Source organism: Streptomyces sp. NRRL WC-3618, assembly GCF_001280005.1.
Classification (GTDB): Bacteria; Actinomycetota; Actinomycetes; order Streptomycetales; family Streptomycetaceae; genus Streptomyces.
This window is the reverse complement of the sequence record NZ_LGDW01000065.1, coordinates 1-17,070: the sequence shown is the minus strand read 5'-3', so window position 1 is coordinate 17,070 and position 17,070 is coordinate 1. Positions and strand designations below refer to the sequence as shown.

Genomic DNA, 17,070 nt, shown 5'->3' with positions numbered 1-17,070 from the left:
CCCCGAAGTAACCGCCCGCCTCCACACCCTGGAGACCCAACACGGCGCCCGCGTAGGCGTGTTCGCGCACAACCTGGCCACGAAGCAGACGATCCGCCACCGCGCCGACGAACGCTTCCCGATCTGCTCGCTCTTCAAGACCCTCGCGGCGGCAGCCGTACTGCGGGACCTGGACCGGTCCGGCGAGGTCCTGTCCAAGCGCGTGCACTACACGGCCGACGACCTGGTCGACGGCTCGAAGCAGACCGAGGAACACCTCGCCGAGGGCATGACGGTGGCCGAACTCGCGGACGTGGCCATCCGGTTCAGCGACAACACGGCCGGCAACCTGCTCCTGCGTGAACTGGGCGGCCCCACCGCGATCACCCGCTTCGCCCGCTCCGTCGGCGACCGGGCAACGCGCCTCGACCGCTGGGAGACCGAGCTCAACTCGGCGGAGCCGTGGCGGAGGACGGACACGACGACGCCGTACGCCATCGGCCGTACGTACGCCCGGCTGGTCCTCGGCGATGTGCTGAACCGTCCGGACCGCGAACTCCTCACCCACTGGCTGCTGACCAACACGACCAGCGGCAACCGCTTCCGCCTGGCCCTGCCCCCGACCTGGACGATCGCCGACAAGACGGGCGCGGGCTCCTACGGCACGAACAACAACGTGGGCGTCGCCTGGACGCAGGACGGCACACCGCTCGTCCTGGCCGTCCAGACGACGAAGCCCGACCAGGACGCCGCCGCCGACCATCCGCTGGTCGCGGAGACGGCAGCCGTACTGGCGGACGCGCTGGGCTGAGAACCGTACGGTCCTCAGCCCTCACCTCTCAGTCTCACCCCTCAGCACCCTCAGCCCACTGGTTCACCCGGCGCCCGAGCCGGACCCGGATCCGGCGGCCGCGCCCGGTGGACTGGCCGGGCTGGCCGGTTCCGTGGCGTCCCAGATGACGTTGAACCGGTTGACCCGCTCCTCCAGGTGCTCGCGCGCGGTCTTCAGCGTGGTCGCGACCGGCTTCTGGTCCATGTCCGGCGTCGTCTCGAAGCAGAGTTCGTCGTCGAAGATGATGAAGTCGTTCGTCATACGGAGCCGGGCACTGGGCGGCAACGACTCCCGCACCGCGATCCTCGTGTTGATGCCCAGGTCCCGGTGGCTCTGGCAGAGCCGCTCCAGTTCCTCGGTGACCTCCTCCTGTGTCCGCACCAGGAACAGCCGCCGGACCTTCACCCGCCGGTGCAGGATCGCGTCCTCCTGCTCCTTGAGATAGCGGCTCGCGGCCTCGCTGTACCAGAACTGGCGGTCGACGTCCGTGCTGGTGGCGTCGATCGACCTCTCGACACACGTGGTGAGATCGATCATCCAGTCGGTGGCCTCGCCCGGACACGTCACGCTGCCGGTGCTGAGACTCTCCATCTGGAGCGCGAGGCGGCCGATCTCCTCCTGGGAGAACGTCTTCACCAACTTGGACTCCTGATGGCCCAACTGCGTGTACGCGCGCGCCAGTCGGGTCACCCCGTCGGAACGCAGCACGGAACGGTCGACCTGACTGAAGAGTTCGGTCGCCTCGTTGATCCCCGCGAAGCTCTTCTCGACCGCGGTCCGCAGTTCCGCGTGGTGCGCGGACAGGCTCTGCTCCATGGAGCCCAGCCGTTCCTCGAAGTCCACCAGGTACTGGACGATCAGGGCCGCGCCACCGATGACGACGGTCACGGTCAGCTTCCAGACTTCGTCCGCGTTCCGGTTGAGCACGTTGGTGAGTACGTAGGTGCTCGCGGACACCAGAGCCGTGATCAGGGTCTTGCGCAGTAGCTTGGAGTTGCGCTCCTGTCGCCCTGCCGCGGCCTGTAACTGAGCCTGCTGTGCCTGTTGTGCCTGTGTTGCTCCGTTCACCTCAACCTCCCCCGTCGGGTGTTTCGCTATGCGGCGTCAGCTCATGGCCAGCGCCTTGTGGAGTAACGGAATGGCCTGGACGGCCAGTTGATCGCGGATGCGCTGGACCAGGGTCTGCCACTGGCGGGTGAAGCCCGGCTCCTGTTCGAGTACGTCCCACAGGTGGCCGAGGTCCCGGTCCACGCGGGCGCGCGGCATCCACACGTGCAGCAGGTGGTCGACGGCGGGACGGAGGGCGAGTATCGCCTCCGGCCCGTCGACCGATCCGGTCCTGCTGCGGTCGAGCATGTGGACCACGGTCGTGAGCAGCCAGTCGTGCAGCGCGAAGTCCTCGCACAGGCCTGCCACCGCGGCCGTCTGCGTGCCGTCCGGCACCCGCAACCGCACGGTCCGCAGGCCCTCTTCGGACACGACGAAGCTCTCGATCGACGCCCCCGCGAGGTCCGGAGCCCGCATTGCCGCCCAACGCAGTTGTGTGCGCCGGGACTTGAAGGGCACCTTCTGGTCGAGCAGTGGGTGCCTCAGCAGTTGGGCGAGCAGGCTCTCGGCGATCATGCCGAGGTCCAGCGCGCCGCGCTGACTGTCCCTCAGAACTCCTTCCACTACGGCCTGTTCGGGCAGTTTCCCGAACGGTTCGAGCATGCCGGGCCGGACGAGATAGTGCCCCCACGGCCGGCGTACGTCGGGTCCCGTGGCCGGGATCCTGAAGTAGGCCGTGGCTTGCAGCACGCGCCCCTCGGTGAGCGCGGCGCGGGCGGCCACCGTGCCGACGGCCCGGACTCTGGCGCCGTTGGCGGTGGGCAGCGGACAGTCGACGCCGGTGAGCACGTCCGGTGACAGCGCGTACAGGTTGGGGCGCTCGGAGACCCGGACGCGTTCGTCGGCGCGCAGCCTGAGCAGTTGGGCGGCGGTGCGGCTGTCCAGTGCCTGGAAGGCGGGCAGCAGACAGGTGCGCACCTCGCCGCAGGCGAGGACGGGGGCCGTGGTGTCCGCGCGGGGCCTCATGTCAGGGCTCCTCGTAGAAGACGTACGTGACGCGCTGGGCGACCGCCTCGGGTACGGGCGCGCCCTCGCGGGCGGAGCGCTCGTCGGCCTGGGCCAGCGCGCCGTCGTCCACGTCGACCTGGTCGAGGATGAGCCGGACGGCGTCCTCGACGGCCAGGAACCGGTTTCCCACCAGGGTGCAGGTGCGGTAGGCGCTGAACGGCGGCGCGTTGGCGGTGAGTTGGAGCAGCGGCGGCAGTTCGTCCCAGTCGTGGGGGAAGCCGCCGGTGGGTCGGGCGCGGGGGACCAGTACGGGTTCACCGCCGTGGCGCAGGAGTCCGAGGCGGGCGAGCTGCCAGACGGCGGCGAGGAACGGGCAGGACCACAGGCGCCCGCCGTCCCGCTCGGACCACAGTTCGACGTCCATGAAGACGGAGTGGACCCGGGCGGCGGTCTCGTGCGGGGGCTGCCACTCGGTGATCTCGGCCATGGCGGTGCGCGCGCCGGGGGTGCGCTGTCCGTTGGCGAGCCAGCCGGTCTCGCCGACCGGTGGGCGCGAGCCGTAGGTGCCCGGCGGCGGGGACTCGACGAGGCGGTGCATCACGGACTCGGCCAGTTCGACCTTGTCGGCGACGGCGCAGCCCGATTCGCGGGCCAGGTAGTCGATGGTGAGTCCGGCCCGGTCGGCCTCGGCGAGGACCTGCGGGATCAGTTCGGCGGGGGTGGAGAAGCGGCTGAAGTAGTCGTCGATGAGGAAACAGGTGCTGATCCGGGGGCGCCTGCCGCCGAGGCGCCGGGCGGCGGACGCTTTGGCGGCGTCCACCCAGATCCGTACCTCCGCGAAGTGCTCGCGCAGCCGCTCGGGGCCGGCCGCGAAGTCCTCCATGTACAAGTGGCCCAGTTCCAGGGAGAGATGGGCCAGCGGTACGGACTGGGTGCGGGGTTCGGCCGTGGTCTCGCGGAACACCGGGCCGGTCACGGCTGCCCCCAGTACTTGTCGTCGGTGAGCCGTCCGGCGAGGTCGCTCATCGCCTGCCAGGTCTCCATGTTGGCGATCTGGCTGTCGAGGACGTCCTCGTCGGTGATGAGCTGCTCGCGCCATTGCAGGACGGGCTCCAGCGGTACGGAGCCCAGGACTTGGGTGTATCCGATGCCCCGGTTGGAGGCGAGCGCCTGGAGGTCGGCGTCGCACTCGCGCATCCACGCAGACTGGGTGGGCGCCACCTGCGACCACAGGGACGACTCGGGATCGGGTACGGCGGCCCGTACGAAGCGGATGGCGCCGCGCAGCGCCTCCTCCGTGTGGCCCCGGGCGATGCCGCCGGCCATGATGCCGCGCGGGCCGAAGACCAGTCCGGCGGCGGCCATCACGTGCTGGCGGGTCCAGCGGTGGAAGACCAGCCAGCGGGCCTCGATGCCACGTAACTGCGGTTCCGCGGTGGCTTTGAGGGCCATTTCGACGGCGTAGCTGCGGCCGGCGCTGAGGTCGACGATGATCAGGTCGAACTCGCTGTTGAGCCGCAGCAGCAGATCGACGCAGCGGCGCAGGTTCTCGCCGGTGGTGGAGAACTCGCCGCCGCCGAGGTCGCCGGGCATGAGCACGAGGCGGCCTGAGCCGGGGGGCCGGTTGGTCAGCACCCGGTGTTCGGTCTCCGCCCAGACGTCGACGCGGGCCGGTTCGCCGACGTGGCCCTCCAGATAGGAGTGCAGGCCGCGGTCGCCGACCTCGCGCTGCGCTATGTCGACGTCGAAGACGGCGGCCGCGGTGGGCGAGCCGAAGTCGAAGTCGAGGTAGCAGACGTCGTCACCGGTGATCGCCCGATGGTAGGCGAGGTTGGCGCTGGTGACCGAGCGGCCCGTGCCTCCCTTGTCGGAGGCGGCGAAGAGGAGCATCGTTCAGGCCCCCTGGGTCGCGGCGTCGCGGGCCCGGGCGAGGGCGTCGAGCTGTCCGAGGACGTCGAGGGTCAACGCGCAGGCGGTGCCGGGCTGTTCGTCGATGAGCTGCCGGGCCCGGCGCAGTTTGACCTCGATGCCCTTGAGATCCATGCCGCGCCTGCCGTCGGCGGCGGGCGCCGGTTCCATCTGTTCGTTGCCCAGCAGGTGCGTCGACTCGCTGAGCAACGCCCTTGCCAGAACGCCCAGTTCGGCGCTGCGGATGGGTGGCTGGCGGTACAGCTGATGGGCGCTGACCAGGCATTCGGTGACGCGCTCGGTGACGCTCCAGGACACCGGGCGGTCGATGGCGGGCGACTCGGGGTAGACGGCGTGCACGTTGTCCCACAGGTCGACGCCGTCGCCGCCGCCGATCCGGCGCCGCCACATGTGCCCGAAGATGTCCTCGGCCAGCCGCAGCAGCCGGTCGTGCGAGACGAGGTTACGGGAGAGCGTGCACAACTGGATGGTTCGCTTGAGGAGTTGGGCGGAGAAATCGTTCATCCGCCACTGCATGGGCGGCCCTATCCGTTCACTCCCCTGGAGCGGCAGGATGATCCCCGGGTTGTGCAGGGCGATGGCCTTGTCGGTACCGGTCATCCGGCTGGTGATGCGCCCGCGCTCGGCGAGCCGCTCCATGATGCCGACGGTGCGGGTCAGGTCGTCGTCGGTGGCCCGGCGGCGGACCAGGTCGTGTACGAGGATGGCGGCGACGGACAGGGAGAAGTACTCGGACTCCAGTTTCTGTCCTGTCGTACGCCAGGGGATGTCCTCCAGGGGCCAGCGGTCGGCGTCGAAGCGGGCGATGGCCGACCAGTACTGCTGGGTGATCTCCCAGCGCAGTCGTAACGCGTCGGCGAGCTTCTGCTGTTCGGCGTTGAGCAGGCCCAGGGTCAGGGTGCGGTCGGAGAACAGGTCCTGGATGCCGTCGAGGGCGACGACGGTGAAGTAGAGGTAGGGCACGGCGTTGGCGACACCGGGCGGCTGGGGGCCGATATCCGCCTCGGTCTCCACCTCGGGCGCGTCCTCGACGAGGCTCCAGGCCCAGCCGCACTCGAAGAGCTGGTTCTGGTCCGCGAGGCCTTCCTCGACGTCGACGCCGAGAACGAGGCTCTCGCTGATGATGGCGCGCAGGGCCTCGAAGCGCCGCTGGAACTTCTGCAGGACCATCCGCTGGGACAGCCGCCCCTGGCCGAGGAGATCGGAGAGTGTTCGGCCCTGCGAGGAGTCCGTGTCGAAGACGTTGACGGTGAACGATCGCAGCAGACTCACCATGGCCGCCGTGAGCCTGATGCTGGTGGCCGTCCGGAGTTCCTGGATGAGTTCCAGGACCTCGGTACGGCGCGTCTTCGTCTCGTAGACCTTGAGGAAGCCGAGCGTCGCGAGGCAGAGGGTGACGGACATCGAATAGCTGTCCACCACGCCGAGTTCACGCTGCTCGGGGGTGAGATCCTGGGCGCCGTCCCGGGAGTGGAAGTAGTAACCGCCCGCGAACGTGGGTCTCTTGTCGTCCCCCGTGTGGTTGCGCATGAACTCGGCGGCGGCCGTCAGCAAGTTCACCGGGATCTCCAGCCGGCCGCCGGCCCTCCGGAGCGCCTTCTGGACGTCGTCCTGGGTCGTGTCCGGGTCGTCGATGCGGAACGCCGGAATCTCGGTGGCCGGGTAGAGCAGGCACAGCAGCCGCTCGGCATCGGCCACACTGCTCTGCCCGCCCCACTTGCCCCAGGCCCAGCCGTCACCGTCGAACGAGTGCCGGCCAATCGCCTGCCAGACGTCCAGCAGATGCTGGCGTGGCTTGATCTGCATGCCCATGCCCCTCACAAGGCCGCGCTGCCATGTTTTGTTGGAGTTACTACAGAGTATTCACAGGTACCGCAACTGACACCGCTACTGACACCGCTAGTGGCACGGCTCCTGACACCGCTACCTGCCTAGCAATCCGGAATATCGTCATCCGAATTTCGGCAGCCATAGGCGACGATCATGCCTGAATAGCCCGCCCGTACTTTTACCGGAGTCTCCAGTCGCTGGACCCGAAGCGTCCCGCTCTTCCCGGCGAACGACTCCAGGCTTTCCCGCACCTCCGGCACACCCACGTCACACGCGGGGAAGAATGCGTCACCCACGTGATACCCCTCCGAATGCTCCATGAACGCCGCGAAGAAAGGCGCTCCGGGCGCGAGCGCACGCATGAAGCAGGCCACGCCGCTCTTGAACTCCTCGAGGGAGGTGGTCATCGATTCGGCGACGAAGAACATGGTCCCGATCGACCAGGAGAGCCGCTTCTCGCGGAGCTGTTCACCGAGGTCGGAGACGAGGATGTTGCCGGGCGCGACCCGGACGATCTCACGGAACCGCTCCCTCGGGTCCCCCTTGAACTCGCCGTATTCCGGGTTCACGCACAGGGCTTCCCAGAACTGGTCCCAGTTCTTGTCGTACGACTTCGACTTCAACTGTTTCTTCAGATAGGCCAGGTTCGGGGGCGAGAGCTCGAAGAGGGTGATCTCCTTGCACCACGGCAGCATGGCGAGTGCGGGGTAGAGATTGGCGCCCGCCCCTACGTCGATGCCGATCACGGGATTGGGATGATCCCGGAAGTAGCCACCGAAGTGATCACGCATGATCGAGATGATCTCGGCGTCCGCGGCCTGCAACGTGTGATAGTTGCCGGCGACGTACGCCTGCGAGTCGAAATCCGACCAAGGAGCCTGCTCATTGAGCACGACTGACTCGCGTTTTTCCCCCGGCGTGACCAAGTCCATGGTTCACGATATCAACATCACGGGCAGCGCGGAGCCCCTCTGACAGAACGTGAACAGGCCTTGAAATGACTGTGACCTGACGTTGGACCTGAATGCGCCTTGAGCGACCGGTTCAGATCGCGTAATGCTGGTCGGAATCCGTCGATCACCTGCCGAAGGCAGGCGAAACGCAGGCGAAACACAGAGAACGCGCAGTTCCTCCCGTACCACCCGTACGGGTGTCAACGTGTCTTTACTTCGCGCCGCAGGGGGACGCATGAGCACTCTTCCAGCAGATGGTTTCCGGACACCGACCGCAGGCTCCTCGCCGCGTATCCGCCAGGTCGAGGAGACCGATCTGCCCGAGCTGGTCCGGCTGGACGAGGAGGCGTTCCCCGAGGGCCCGTACCCCTTCTTCGTCCTCCGCCAGCTCTTCGACCTGTACCCGGACCACCTGCTCGTCCTCGACGGCGGCGAGAGCGGACTTCAGGGTTACGTCCTGGTCGGCATGCCCCGCAACGCCGGCCGCAGCCTGATACTGAGCCTCGGCGTCACCCGGGACCAGCGCGGACGCGGACATGGCCGACAACTGATGGAGGAAGTACTCCGCCGACTGCGCGAGGACGCCGTCGGCGAGGTGGAGTTGACGGTCGAGCCGACCAACACCGCCGCGATAGAGCTGTACAGGAAACTCGGCTTCCAGGCCGAACCCGACCTGCGCAAAAACTACTTCGGGCCGGGTGCCGACCGTCTCGTGATGACGCTGACCCTCTGAGACACCCGCCGCCTCACCCGAACCGGCGGACGTACCACCGCTGCCAGGGCGTCGCCACGGCATGCCGGTCGTACCCCGCGCGCACATAGGCGATGGACGGCGTACGAGGGGACCGGCGTCGTCGGGTCGAGGGGGCTGCGCGGGCCACGCCCCCGGACCAGCCGCCCGGAGGGCAGCCGAAGCACGCCCGGAGCCCCCTCGTCCCACAGATCCGCCGGCGGCCGATCCGCTCGCCGGTCCACTGTCTCTCCCGCTCTCTGGTCCACCGAGTCGTCCACCGAGTCGTCCACAGAACCCATGAACTCGGTCGCGATTCCCGGGCAACCGATTCGGGGGAAACGGTGGTCTGGTGGGCGAGGGGGTACTTGATGCAGGCCGAACTTGAGGCCCAGTTCCATGAATTCGTCAGAGCGCGGTGGTCGCATCTCGTGCGGACCGCGTATCTGCTGACCGGCGACGCCCATCACGCCGAGGACCTGACGCAGACGGCGCTGGCCAAGGCGTACCGCTCCTGGCGGCGGGTCTCCCGTACCGACAATCCGGAGGCGTACGTCCGCCGGATGCTGGTCAGCTGCAACAGCGACCGCTTCCGCAAGCGGCGCGTACGGGAGGCGCTGACCGACACACCGCCCGACGTGGTGGGCCGGGACGAGGCCGTCTCATGGGCCGACGAGCGCAGTGCGCTGCTCGGTGCCCTCGCCCAACTGCCTCCCAAACAGCGGGCGGTGGTCGTCCTGCGCTACTGGGAGGACCTGTCCGAGGGGGAGGTCGCCGACGCGCTCGGCTGCTCCCAGGGCACGGTCAAGAGCCAGGCGTCCAAGGGTCTGGCGAAGTTGCGTTCGTATCCGGGACTGGCACAGGTCGTGGGCCGGCCCGAGCCCAGCCGGTCGGCGCACGTTCGGGAAGGCATCCGGTGAACGAGCAAGAGCGGCCGAAACGGCAGCCGGAGCAGCCGGAACAGGCACAAGAAGCAGGTCAGTACGTGGGAAACGAACACGGAAGGGACTTCGAGGCACAGGTGCGCGACATGCTGGCGGAGTACGCCTACACCATCCAGCCCCCGTCGGCGCCGTATCCCGAGATCCTCCGCAAGGGCGCGATCGAGCGGCGACGGCGAGTGGCGGCGGCCGGCGCGGTCCTGGTCGCGCTGGCGGCGGCGCCCGTGGGGGCGTACGCGCTGAGCGGGAACGGCGACGGGAAGAACGTGAACACGGCGGCGCCACTGCCGTCGGCCAGCGCTTCCCTGCGGACGACCCCGACTCCCGTTCAGCTGCCGCCCATCCGGCCGACCGGACCCGCGACGCCGGGGCAACTCCTCGACGGGATCACGCTGGCGCGAGCCTCGGACGGACTGGAGAAGTGCCTGGCCTGGGACCGTGAGACCCAGGACCCGTCGGCCAAGGGGCCGCGGAACGATCTGGGGGTCGCCGGCCGCTACCGGATCATCCTGGCCATGAACAGCACCGGCGACTCCAACACGCCCGGTGACGGCTTCTTCGTCGTCGCCGTCAAGGAGCAGCGGATGAAGCCGCAGGTGACCCGGCTGATCTGCAACATCAAGGACGGCAAGGTGGCCAATCTGAACACCAGCATGGGCAGCAAGGTGTTCGACAACGGCGGCCAGGTGATGCCCGACATCAACGGCGGCAAGCTCTACCAGCAGTCGTTCATCGACAGGGGCAACTGGAAGCTGCCGTTCCGCTGGGGAACCATCGGCCAGGTGAAGCCCTCCGTGGCCCGGGTGACCGTCTCGTACGGCGGCAGCACCAGCGAAGCCGCCTTGGACCACGGCTGGTTCGTGGCCTCCGGCACCCTGAACAAACAGGTCACGCTTGCTCCGCACATCAAGGCATACGACAGGGCGGGCAAATCCGTCTACGACTCGGACAACGACGCGGGGTACGAGAAGACGCTGCCGTAGGCAGGCCGCGACGGGGACGTGAAGGGGGGCGCCGTACAGGGGTCGGCGCCCCCCTTCACGTACCTGCCGGGGGGCCGCACACGTCCACGCCCGCTCTCAGCCCACGCCTCGTGACTCCTGCGCCGCCCGCGCCTCTATCCCACGGAAGTGCACCGCCAGCGCACGTTGCGCGCCCTCCACGTCACGCGCGCGCAGGGCCGTCACGATGTCCCGGTGCCGGCGGGCCGTCAGCTCCGGTGCCGGGTCGTCGTGCCAGCCCCGGGCGCCCGAGACGCGGCGGAACACCGTCCAGAAGGCGGCGAGCAACTGCGGCACGAGGGCGTTGCCGAGAGGGCCGTACAACGCCTCGTGGAATTCGCGGTCGAGCTCGGGGAAGCGCCGGCCGGCGCGGCCCGCTTCCTCCATCCGGGTGACCACCGACTCCAGCCGGTCAATTTCCGCGTCGGACAGCACCGCCGCGACCCGTCGGATGAGGCCTTCCTCCAGCACCTCCCTGACCTGGAGGATCTCGGCGAGCGCGGCGCCGTCCCCGTCGTGCCGGGCGAGCGTGCGGAACGTCAGGCCGTCGATCAGCGGGGCCAGGGACGCCTGCCCGACGTACGTCCCGTAGCCGTGCCTGATCTCCACGATGTCGAGCGCCTGGAGCGCCTTGAGGGCCTCGCGGACGGAGTTGCGGCTGACCCCGAGGGAGTCCATCAGTTCGACCTCGGTGGGCAGCGGTGCGCCCGCCCGGAGTTTGCGGTCGAGAATCAGCTGCATGACCTCGCGCTGGACCTGGCCGCTCACCCGCCGCCCGGACCGGCGCCCCTTCCCGGACTCCTGAGACATGCGGCGCATCGTACGCTCGCCGGACATCCCACGTCCCACCTCCAGGCATATCAAAATCCGACGGCCGCGAATTCACGGATCACCGCACGGATCACTGCCTGACGCCGAGCCAGCTGCCGCCGCCGGGCGAATTTCATATCGTCATTGGTCACACCTCTGGCAGATACGCCATTCGTGTGCGATCTCTTGACCGGCCCCACCACCGCTCTTATGGTCGCGCTGCCCCCTATGACGTAGGACGTCGTATCTCCTCACCTTTTCGGACCCCACCCCGCTGGAGGAATCGTGCGCGACGTGACCCGCGACGTATCGACCGCCCCGCACCGCCGGTCGTTTCTGAAGTACACCGGCGCGCTGGGTGCCGCCGCCGCCCTTTCCTCCTCGCTGTCGGCCTGTTCGTCGGGCCCCGAGTCCACCAACGACACCGGGGGCGGCGCCGGAGGCGCGAACAGCACGCTCACGGCCGTGATCGGCTACGGCAACGACGGCAGCTGGGACCCCACCCAGACGGCGTCCGCCTTCTCCATGGCCGCCAACAACCACATCTACGAGGGCCTGCTGGACACCGACCCGATCACCCGCGAGCCGTACCCGGCGCTCGCCACAGCCGTCCCGGCCGACCTCGGCAGCACCTCCTGGAAGTTCACGCTGCGGGCCGGGGCGACCTTCCACGACGGAAAGCCGGTGACCGCCGACGACGTGGTCTTCGTATTCGATCGAATCCTCGATCCGAACACGCAGACACTCGCCAAGGGGTTTTTCGCCAGTTGGCTGAAAGAAGTGAAAAAGATCGACGCGCAGAATGTCGAGCTGGTGCTGAAATTCCCCTTCCCGGAAGGGGTTTCCCGGCTCACGCTGGCGAAGATCATGCCCAAGCACGTCTTCTCCCTGCCGGGTGCCTGGGACGACGCGATCAAGGGAAAGGCGATCGGTTCGGGACCGTACCGGCAGACCGCGCACCACCCGAAGTCGAACACGACCTTCGAGGCGTTCGCCGCCTACAACGGGCCGCGCAAAGCGGCGTTCAAGAAGATGAACTGGATGACGATGGTGGATGCCGCGCCCCGCGTCGCCAAGATCTCGGGATCCAGCGCCGGCGCACAGATCGCCGACAACATCCCGTATGCGAACATCCAGCAGCTCAGGAGCGGCGGGCTGGACGTCCAGGGCGGGGCGGGGATGAACAACCTGTTCCTGATGTTCAACACCAAGCACAAGCCCTTCGACGACGTACGGGTGCGCCAGGCCCTGCACTACGCCATCGACACGGAGAAGATGGTGCAGGTGGCCCTCAAGGGCCACGGCAAGCCGTCGTCGTCCTTCCTCAACGAGGCCAACCCCAGCTACCGGGCGGCGAAGACGGTCTACGGCTACGACCCGGAGAAGGCGAAGGCGCTCCTGAAGGAGGCCGGAGTCAGCGGGCTGGAGATCGAGATCCTGTCGGTGAACGTCAGCTGGATCGTCGACTGCCTGCCCACCATCAAGGCGTCCTGGGACGCGATCGGCGTCAAGACGACTCTCAACCCGCAGGAAACCACAGCGGTGTTCACGAAGATGGACCAGAAGCAGGACTACCAGGTGGTGTCGGCGGCCTCGAACCCCAACCAGTTCGGCCTCGACGCGGACCTGATCATGCACTACAACTACGGCCCGCAGAACCTCTGGATGGGCTACTCCCGTTGGGCCGACAACTCCGTGGCCAAGCAGCTCTTCAAGGACATGGACCGGGCGACGCGGGAGCCGGACCCGCAGAAGAAGAAGACGATGATCCAGGACTACATCGACATCGTCGCCGAGGAGGCCGTGCTCTACCCGGTCGTCCACAACGAGCTGATGACCGCCTGGGACCCGAAGAAGCTCACCGGTATAAGGGCACAGCCGTACCCGGGCATCAACCTCCTCCAGGCCAAGTGGGTCTAGGCCTGTCGTCAACTAGCAGCCGCCAACTACCGCTAGCTGTACGGGAGTTCGTACGTGGTCGCCATCGCCAGAATTCTGGCCCGCAGGATCATCCTGCTCGTCCCGCTGATGCTCGGCATCGTGCTGTTCGTGTTCCTCGTCATGCGGTTCTCGGACGTCGACCCGGCCTCCGCGTTCTTCCAGGGCGCCAACCCGACCCCGCAGCAACTGCACGACTTCCGCGAACAGAACGGCCTGCTCGATCCGTTCCCCATCCGCTACGTCCACTTCATCGGCGACCTGCTCCACGGCGACCTGGGCATCAGCGCGCTGACCCGCGCGCCGGTGCTCGACCAGGTGGCCACGGCCCTGCCGCTGACCCTCCAACTCACCTTCCTGGGCCTGGGTATCGCCGTGGTCCTGTCCCTGCTGGGCGGGGTCACGGCGGCCATCTACCGGGACCGGCTCCCCGACCAGATCATCCGCGTCGTGTCGCTGACGGGCGTCGCGGCGCCTGCCTTCTGGCTGGCGCTGCTGATGATCCAGTACCTGGCCGTCGACCTGGGCTGGTTCCCGACCGGCGGCTACATCAACCCGGCCGACTCCTTCACCGGCTGGCTGAAGACGATGACCCTCCCGGCCCTGGCCCTCTCCCTCCCGGTCGCGGCACAGCTCACGCGCATCGTCCGTACGGCGGTGGTCGAGGAGCTGGACAAGGACTACGTCCGTACGGCGATCGGCAGCGGCCTGCCGCCCCGGGTGGTGGTGGGCCGCAACGTGCTGCGCAACGCGCTCATCAACCCGCTCACGGTGCTGGGCCTGCGCGTCGGTTACCTGCTCGGCGGCGCGGTCGTCATCGAGACGATCTTCTCGCTGCCCGGCATGGGCAAGCTGATGATCGACGCCGTGAAGAACGGCGACCCGGCGGTCGTCCAGGGAGTGGTCCTGACGACGGCGACCGGTTTCGTGGTCGTGAACCTGGTCATCGACATCCTCTATCTCCTGGTCAACCCACGCTTGAGGGATGCGGCCTGATGTTCATGATGTTCGAGCGGGGGCGCCTGGCCGCCCTCCTGTCCCGTCCGGGCATCCGCCTGCGCGGCTGGCGCCGCCTCCCGGTCCTGTCCCGGATCGCCGTCTGCTTCCTGGCGCTGGTGGTGTTCGTCGCCGTCTTCGCCCCCCTCGTCTCCCCCGACGACCCCCTGGACCAGCAGCCCCTGATCGGCGGCACGGGAGCCCCCTCCGGCGAGCACTGGATGGGCCAGGACAGCCTGGGCCGCGACATCATGAGCCGGCTGATCTGGGGCGCCCGCTGGTCCCTCGCCATCGGCCTGGGCGCCACCGCGCTCGCGCTCACCGCCGGCGCGCTGATCGGCGCGCTCGCGGCGACGTCACGCAAGGCGGTCGACGAGACGCTGATGCGCTGCCTGGACGTGGTGATGGCGTTCCCGGGCATCGCGCTGGCCGCCGTGCTCGTCGCGGTCTTCGGCGGCGGCATCACGGTACTGATCTGCGCGATCGCCTTCCTGTTCACGCCGCCGGTGGCGCGGGTGGTGCGGGCGAACGTCCTGGACCAGTACGGCGAGGACTACGTGACGGCTGAACGGGTGATCGGCGCCCGCACAGCGCACATCGTGCTGCGCCATGTCGCGATCAACTGCGCCGCTCCGGTGCTGGTGTTCTGCACGGTGCAGGTGGCGGAGGCGATCGTCTTCGAGGCGTCGCTGTCGTTCATCGGCGCCGGTGTACGGCCGCCGGACCCGTCCTGGGGAAGCGTCATCGCGGACGGCAAGAACATGGTCCTGACGGGCGGCTGGTGGGCGACGGTCTTCCCCGGCCTGCTGATGCTGATCACGGTGCTGTCGCTGAACGTCCTGTCCGAGGGCGTGTCGGACGCGTGGGCGGCGCCGGCGGCGCGGGACGTGGAGGTCCGCGAGGAGGAGGACCACCTCGAGGCCCCCGAGCCGGGCACGGGAGAGCTCCTGGCCCTGCCCGGTCTGACGGACGCGGCGCGGCGACTGCGCGCACGGGCCCGCCCGATCCCCACCGGTCTGCCGATACTGGCGGTCGAGAACCTCACCATCGGCTTCGCGGCCCGGCACGCGGGCGTGGACATCGTCGACGGCATCAGCTTCGAGGTCCACGCGGGCGAAGTCCTGGGCCTGGTGGGCGAGTCGGGCTGCGGCAAGTCGCTTACGGCGCTGACGGTCATGGGCCTGGAACCGAAGGGCGCCCGGGTCACCGGCCAGGTCCGCTTCCAGCAGCGGGACCTGCTCGCGGAACCGACGCGCGTACGCCGGAAGCTGCTGGGTCACGAGATGGCGATGATCTACCAGGACGCCCTGTCGTCCCTGAACCCGGCGATGACGATCCGTTCGCAGCTCAAACAGGTCGTACGCCGAGGAGGCCACCGCACACCGGAGGAACTCCTCGGCCTGGTGGGCCTGGACCCCGAGCGCACGCTGCGCAGCTACCCGCACGAACTGTCGGGCGGCCAGCGCCAACGGGTCCTGATCGCGATGGCCCTGTCCCGGGACCCGAAACTGATCGTCGCGGACGAGCCGACCACCGCGTTGGACGTCACGGTCCAGGCCCAGATCATCGAACTGCTGCTGCGCCTGCGCGCGGAGCTGGACTTCGCCCTGATCCTGGTCTCGCACGACCTGGCGCTGGTGGCGGACGTGACGGACCGGGTGGTCGTGATGTACGGCGGCCAGATCGTGGAGACAGGCGTGACGGCGGACCTGGTCGGGGCCCCGACCCACCACTACACCCGAGGCCTGCTGGGCAGTGTGCTGTCCCTGGAGTCGGCGGCCCTGCGCATGACCCAGATCAAGGGCACGGTCCCCTCCCCCGCCGACTTCCCCAAGGGCTGTCGTTTCGCGGACCGTTGCCCGATGGCGACGGAGGTGTGCCGGACGACGGCCCCCGATCTCCTGGGCGCCCAGAGCCACTTGGCGGCCTGCCACCACCCGGCGATCGACCTTCCGACGCCGGAGCCGACCGGAAGCGAGACGGTGAAGTGAGCACCAGTACGGCTGTGTCGGCCCCGATCCCTCCGCTGGTGGAGCTGACGGACGCCCACGTGGTCCACAAGGCCCGCAGCGGCGGCCTGTTCACCCGGGACCGCGTGTACGCCCTGACAGCCGCCGACTTCAGCGTGGCGCCCGGCGAAACGGTGGGCGTGGTGGGCGAGTCGGGCTGCGGAAAGTCAACGCTGGCGAAGGTGCTGGTGGGTGTGCAGCCGCCGACGTCGGGCCAGGTGTCCTTCCGTGGCGCCGACTTGTGGACGATGGAACCGGCGAAGCGCAGGGCGGCGATCGGGACAGGCACCGGCATGATCTTCCAGGACCCGTCGACGGCCCTGAACCGCCGCCTGACGGTCCGCCAGATCCTCCGGGACCCGCTGGACGTGCACAAGCGGGGCTCGGCGAGGGAACGGGAGGAAAGAGTCAGGGAGTTGATGTCCCTGGTGGGCCTCCCGCGAGCCCTGGCGGACGGCCTCCCGGGCCAGCTGTCGGGCGGCCAGCGCCAACGGGTCGCCATCGCACGGGCGTTGGCGCTCGACCCGGACCTAGTGGTCGCGGACGAGCCGACGAGTGCCCTGGACGTGTCGGTCCGCGCCCAGATCCTGAACCTTCTCCTGGACCTGAAGGAGCGCCTGGGTCTGGCCCTGGTCTTCGTCTCGCACGACATCCAGACGGTACGGCGGATGAGCGACCGGGTGATCACGATGTACCTGGGCCGGATCGTGGAGGAGTCCCCGGCGGACGAGGTGACCGACAGGGCGCGGCACCCGTACACCCGGGCACTGTTCTCGGCGACGCCGGGCCTGCTGGACCCGATCGACCCGATCCCGCTGGTCGGCCCGGTCCCCTCGGCGACGCGTCCGCCCTCCGGCTGCCCGTTCCGCACGCGCTGCTGGAAGGCGAGCGACATGTGCGCGGAGGCGATGCCGGAGTTCACGGCCGCGTCAATCCCGGGACACCGTTTCCGTTGCCATCACCCTGTGGAGGAGGGCCGGGCGACCGGGGAACTGGTCGCCCAGGCGGTGGCCGCCGTGCCCGACATGGCCTCTGACCTGCGGAAAACCCCACCATCCCCCGTAGCC

At 68.6% G+C, this 17,070-nt stretch carries 15 protein-coding genes and 1 pseudogene; 8 read left to right on the top strand and 8 right to left on the bottom strand.

Going from position 1 to position 17,070, the window contains the following annotated elements; genetic code table 11:
- On the top strand, positions 1–790 hold a 790-nt coding region (gene bla, locus ADL01_RS09410), incomplete at its 5' end, for a class A beta-lactamase (protein ID WP_053741465.1).
- 63 nt (positions 791–853) lie between these two features.
- On the opposite strand, the gene ADL01_RS09405 is transcribed toward bla, so the two are convergent.
- From ADL01_RS09405 to ADL01_RS09380, 6 genes are all read right to left on the bottom strand, one after another.
- Positions 854–1,879, bottom strand: coding sequence for a hypothetical protein (locus ADL01_RS09405; RefSeq protein WP_063783490.1), 1,026 nt, complete (start codon positions 1,877–1,879; stop codon positions 854–856).
- 36 nt (positions 1,880–1,915) lie between these two features.
- Entirely contained in the window at positions 1,916–2,884 is a 969-nt protein-coding gene (locus ADL01_RS09400; protein ID WP_053741459.1) for an SCO2521 family protein, read from the bottom strand.
- Position 2,885: 1 nt separating this feature from the next.
- Positions 2,886–3,842 (bottom strand): SCO2522 family protein, encoded by a 957-nt coding sequence (locus ADL01_RS09395; protein ID WP_053741458.1) that lies wholly within the window; start codon positions 3,840–3,842, stop codon positions 2,886–2,888.
- Positions 3,839–4,756 carry an SCO2523 family variant P-loop protein gene (locus ADL01_RS09390; protein ID WP_053741457.1) on the bottom strand — a complete coding sequence of 306 codons (918 nt, stop codon included), beginning with the start codon at positions 4,754–4,756 and terminating at the stop codon, positions 3,839–3,841. Before ADL01_RS09390 ends, ADL01_RS09395 begins: the two co-directional genes overlap by 4 nt.
- 3 nt (positions 4,757–4,759) lie before the next feature.
- A complete protein-coding gene (locus tag ADL01_RS09385) occupies positions 4,760–6,601 on the bottom strand; it encodes an SCO2524 family protein (protein ID WP_053741464.1) in 1,842 nt (613 codons plus the stop codon).
- Positions 6,602–6,726: 125 nt separating this feature from the next.
- Entirely contained in the window at positions 6,727–7,557 is an 831-nt protein-coding gene (locus tag ADL01_RS09380) for an SCO2525 family SAM-dependent methyltransferase (RefSeq protein ID WP_053741456.1), read from the bottom strand.
- A 256-nt stretch (positions 7,558–7,813) separates the two neighbouring features.
- On the opposite strand from ADL01_RS09380, the gene ADL01_RS09375 reads away from it, so the two are divergent.
- Entirely contained in the window at positions 7,814–8,311 is a 498-nt protein-coding gene (locus tag ADL01_RS09375) for a GNAT family N-acetyltransferase (RefSeq protein ID WP_078960410.1), read from the top strand.
- 86 nt (positions 8,312–8,397) lie between these two features.
- Here the strand turns inward: ADL01_RS09375 and ADL01_RS47710 are convergent.
- Positions 8,398–8,520: pseudogene (locus tag ADL01_RS47710) on the bottom strand (protein phosphatase); the annotation flags it as partial.
- 159 nt (positions 8,521–8,679) lie between these two features.
- Between ADL01_RS47710 and ADL01_RS09370 the strand changes: the two are divergent.
- A complete protein-coding gene (locus ADL01_RS09370; RefSeq protein WP_053741455.1) occupies positions 8,680–9,228 on the top strand; it encodes a SigE family RNA polymerase sigma factor in 549 nt (182 codons plus the stop codon).
- A gap of 65 nt (positions 9,229–9,293) precedes the next feature.
- Positions 9,294–10,232 (top strand): hypothetical protein, encoded by a 939-nt coding sequence (locus tag ADL01_RS09365; protein WP_234354567.1) that lies wholly within the window; start codon positions 9,294–9,296, stop codon positions 10,230–10,232.
- A 96-nt stretch (positions 10,233–10,328) separates the two neighbouring features.
- Here ADL01_RS09365 and ADL01_RS09360 read toward each other — a convergent pair whose 3' ends face one another.
- The gene (locus ADL01_RS09360; RefSeq protein ID WP_199834788.1) at positions 10,329–11,060 is read right to left on the bottom strand and encodes a FadR/GntR family transcriptional regulator; all 732 of its coding nucleotides are present in this window, start codon (positions 11,058–11,060) and stop codon (positions 10,329–10,331) included.
- A 285-nt stretch (positions 11,061–11,345) separates the two neighbouring features.
- Here ADL01_RS09360 and ADL01_RS09355 point away from each other — a divergent pair, with 285 nt between their 5' ends.
- The 4 genes from ADL01_RS09355 to ADL01_RS09340 all read left to right on the top strand — a co-directional run.
- Positions 11,346–12,980 carry an ABC transporter substrate-binding protein gene (locus ADL01_RS09355; protein ID WP_053741453.1) on the top strand — a complete coding sequence of 545 codons (1,635 nt, stop codon included), beginning with the start codon at positions 11,346–11,348 and terminating at the stop codon, positions 12,978–12,980.
- Positions 12,981–13,034: 54 nt separating this feature from the next.
- The gene (locus ADL01_RS09350) at positions 13,035–13,994 is read left to right on the top strand and encodes an ABC transporter permease (RefSeq protein ID WP_053741452.1); all 960 of its coding nucleotides are present in this window, start codon (positions 13,035–13,037) and stop codon (positions 13,992–13,994) included.
- Positions 13,995–14,002: 8 nt separating this feature from the next.
- The gene (locus ADL01_RS09345; RefSeq protein ID WP_420719698.1) at positions 14,003–15,985 is read left to right on the top strand and encodes a dipeptide/oligopeptide/nickel ABC transporter permease/ATP-binding protein; all 1,983 of its coding nucleotides are present in this window, start codon (positions 14,003–14,005) and stop codon (positions 15,983–15,985) included.
- A 26-nt stretch (positions 15,986–16,011) separates the two neighbouring features.
- Positions 16,012–17,070: oligopeptide/dipeptide ABC transporter ATP-binding protein (locus ADL01_RS09340; RefSeq protein ID WP_053741460.1), on the top strand; the 1,059-nt coding region annotated here is incomplete at its 3' end.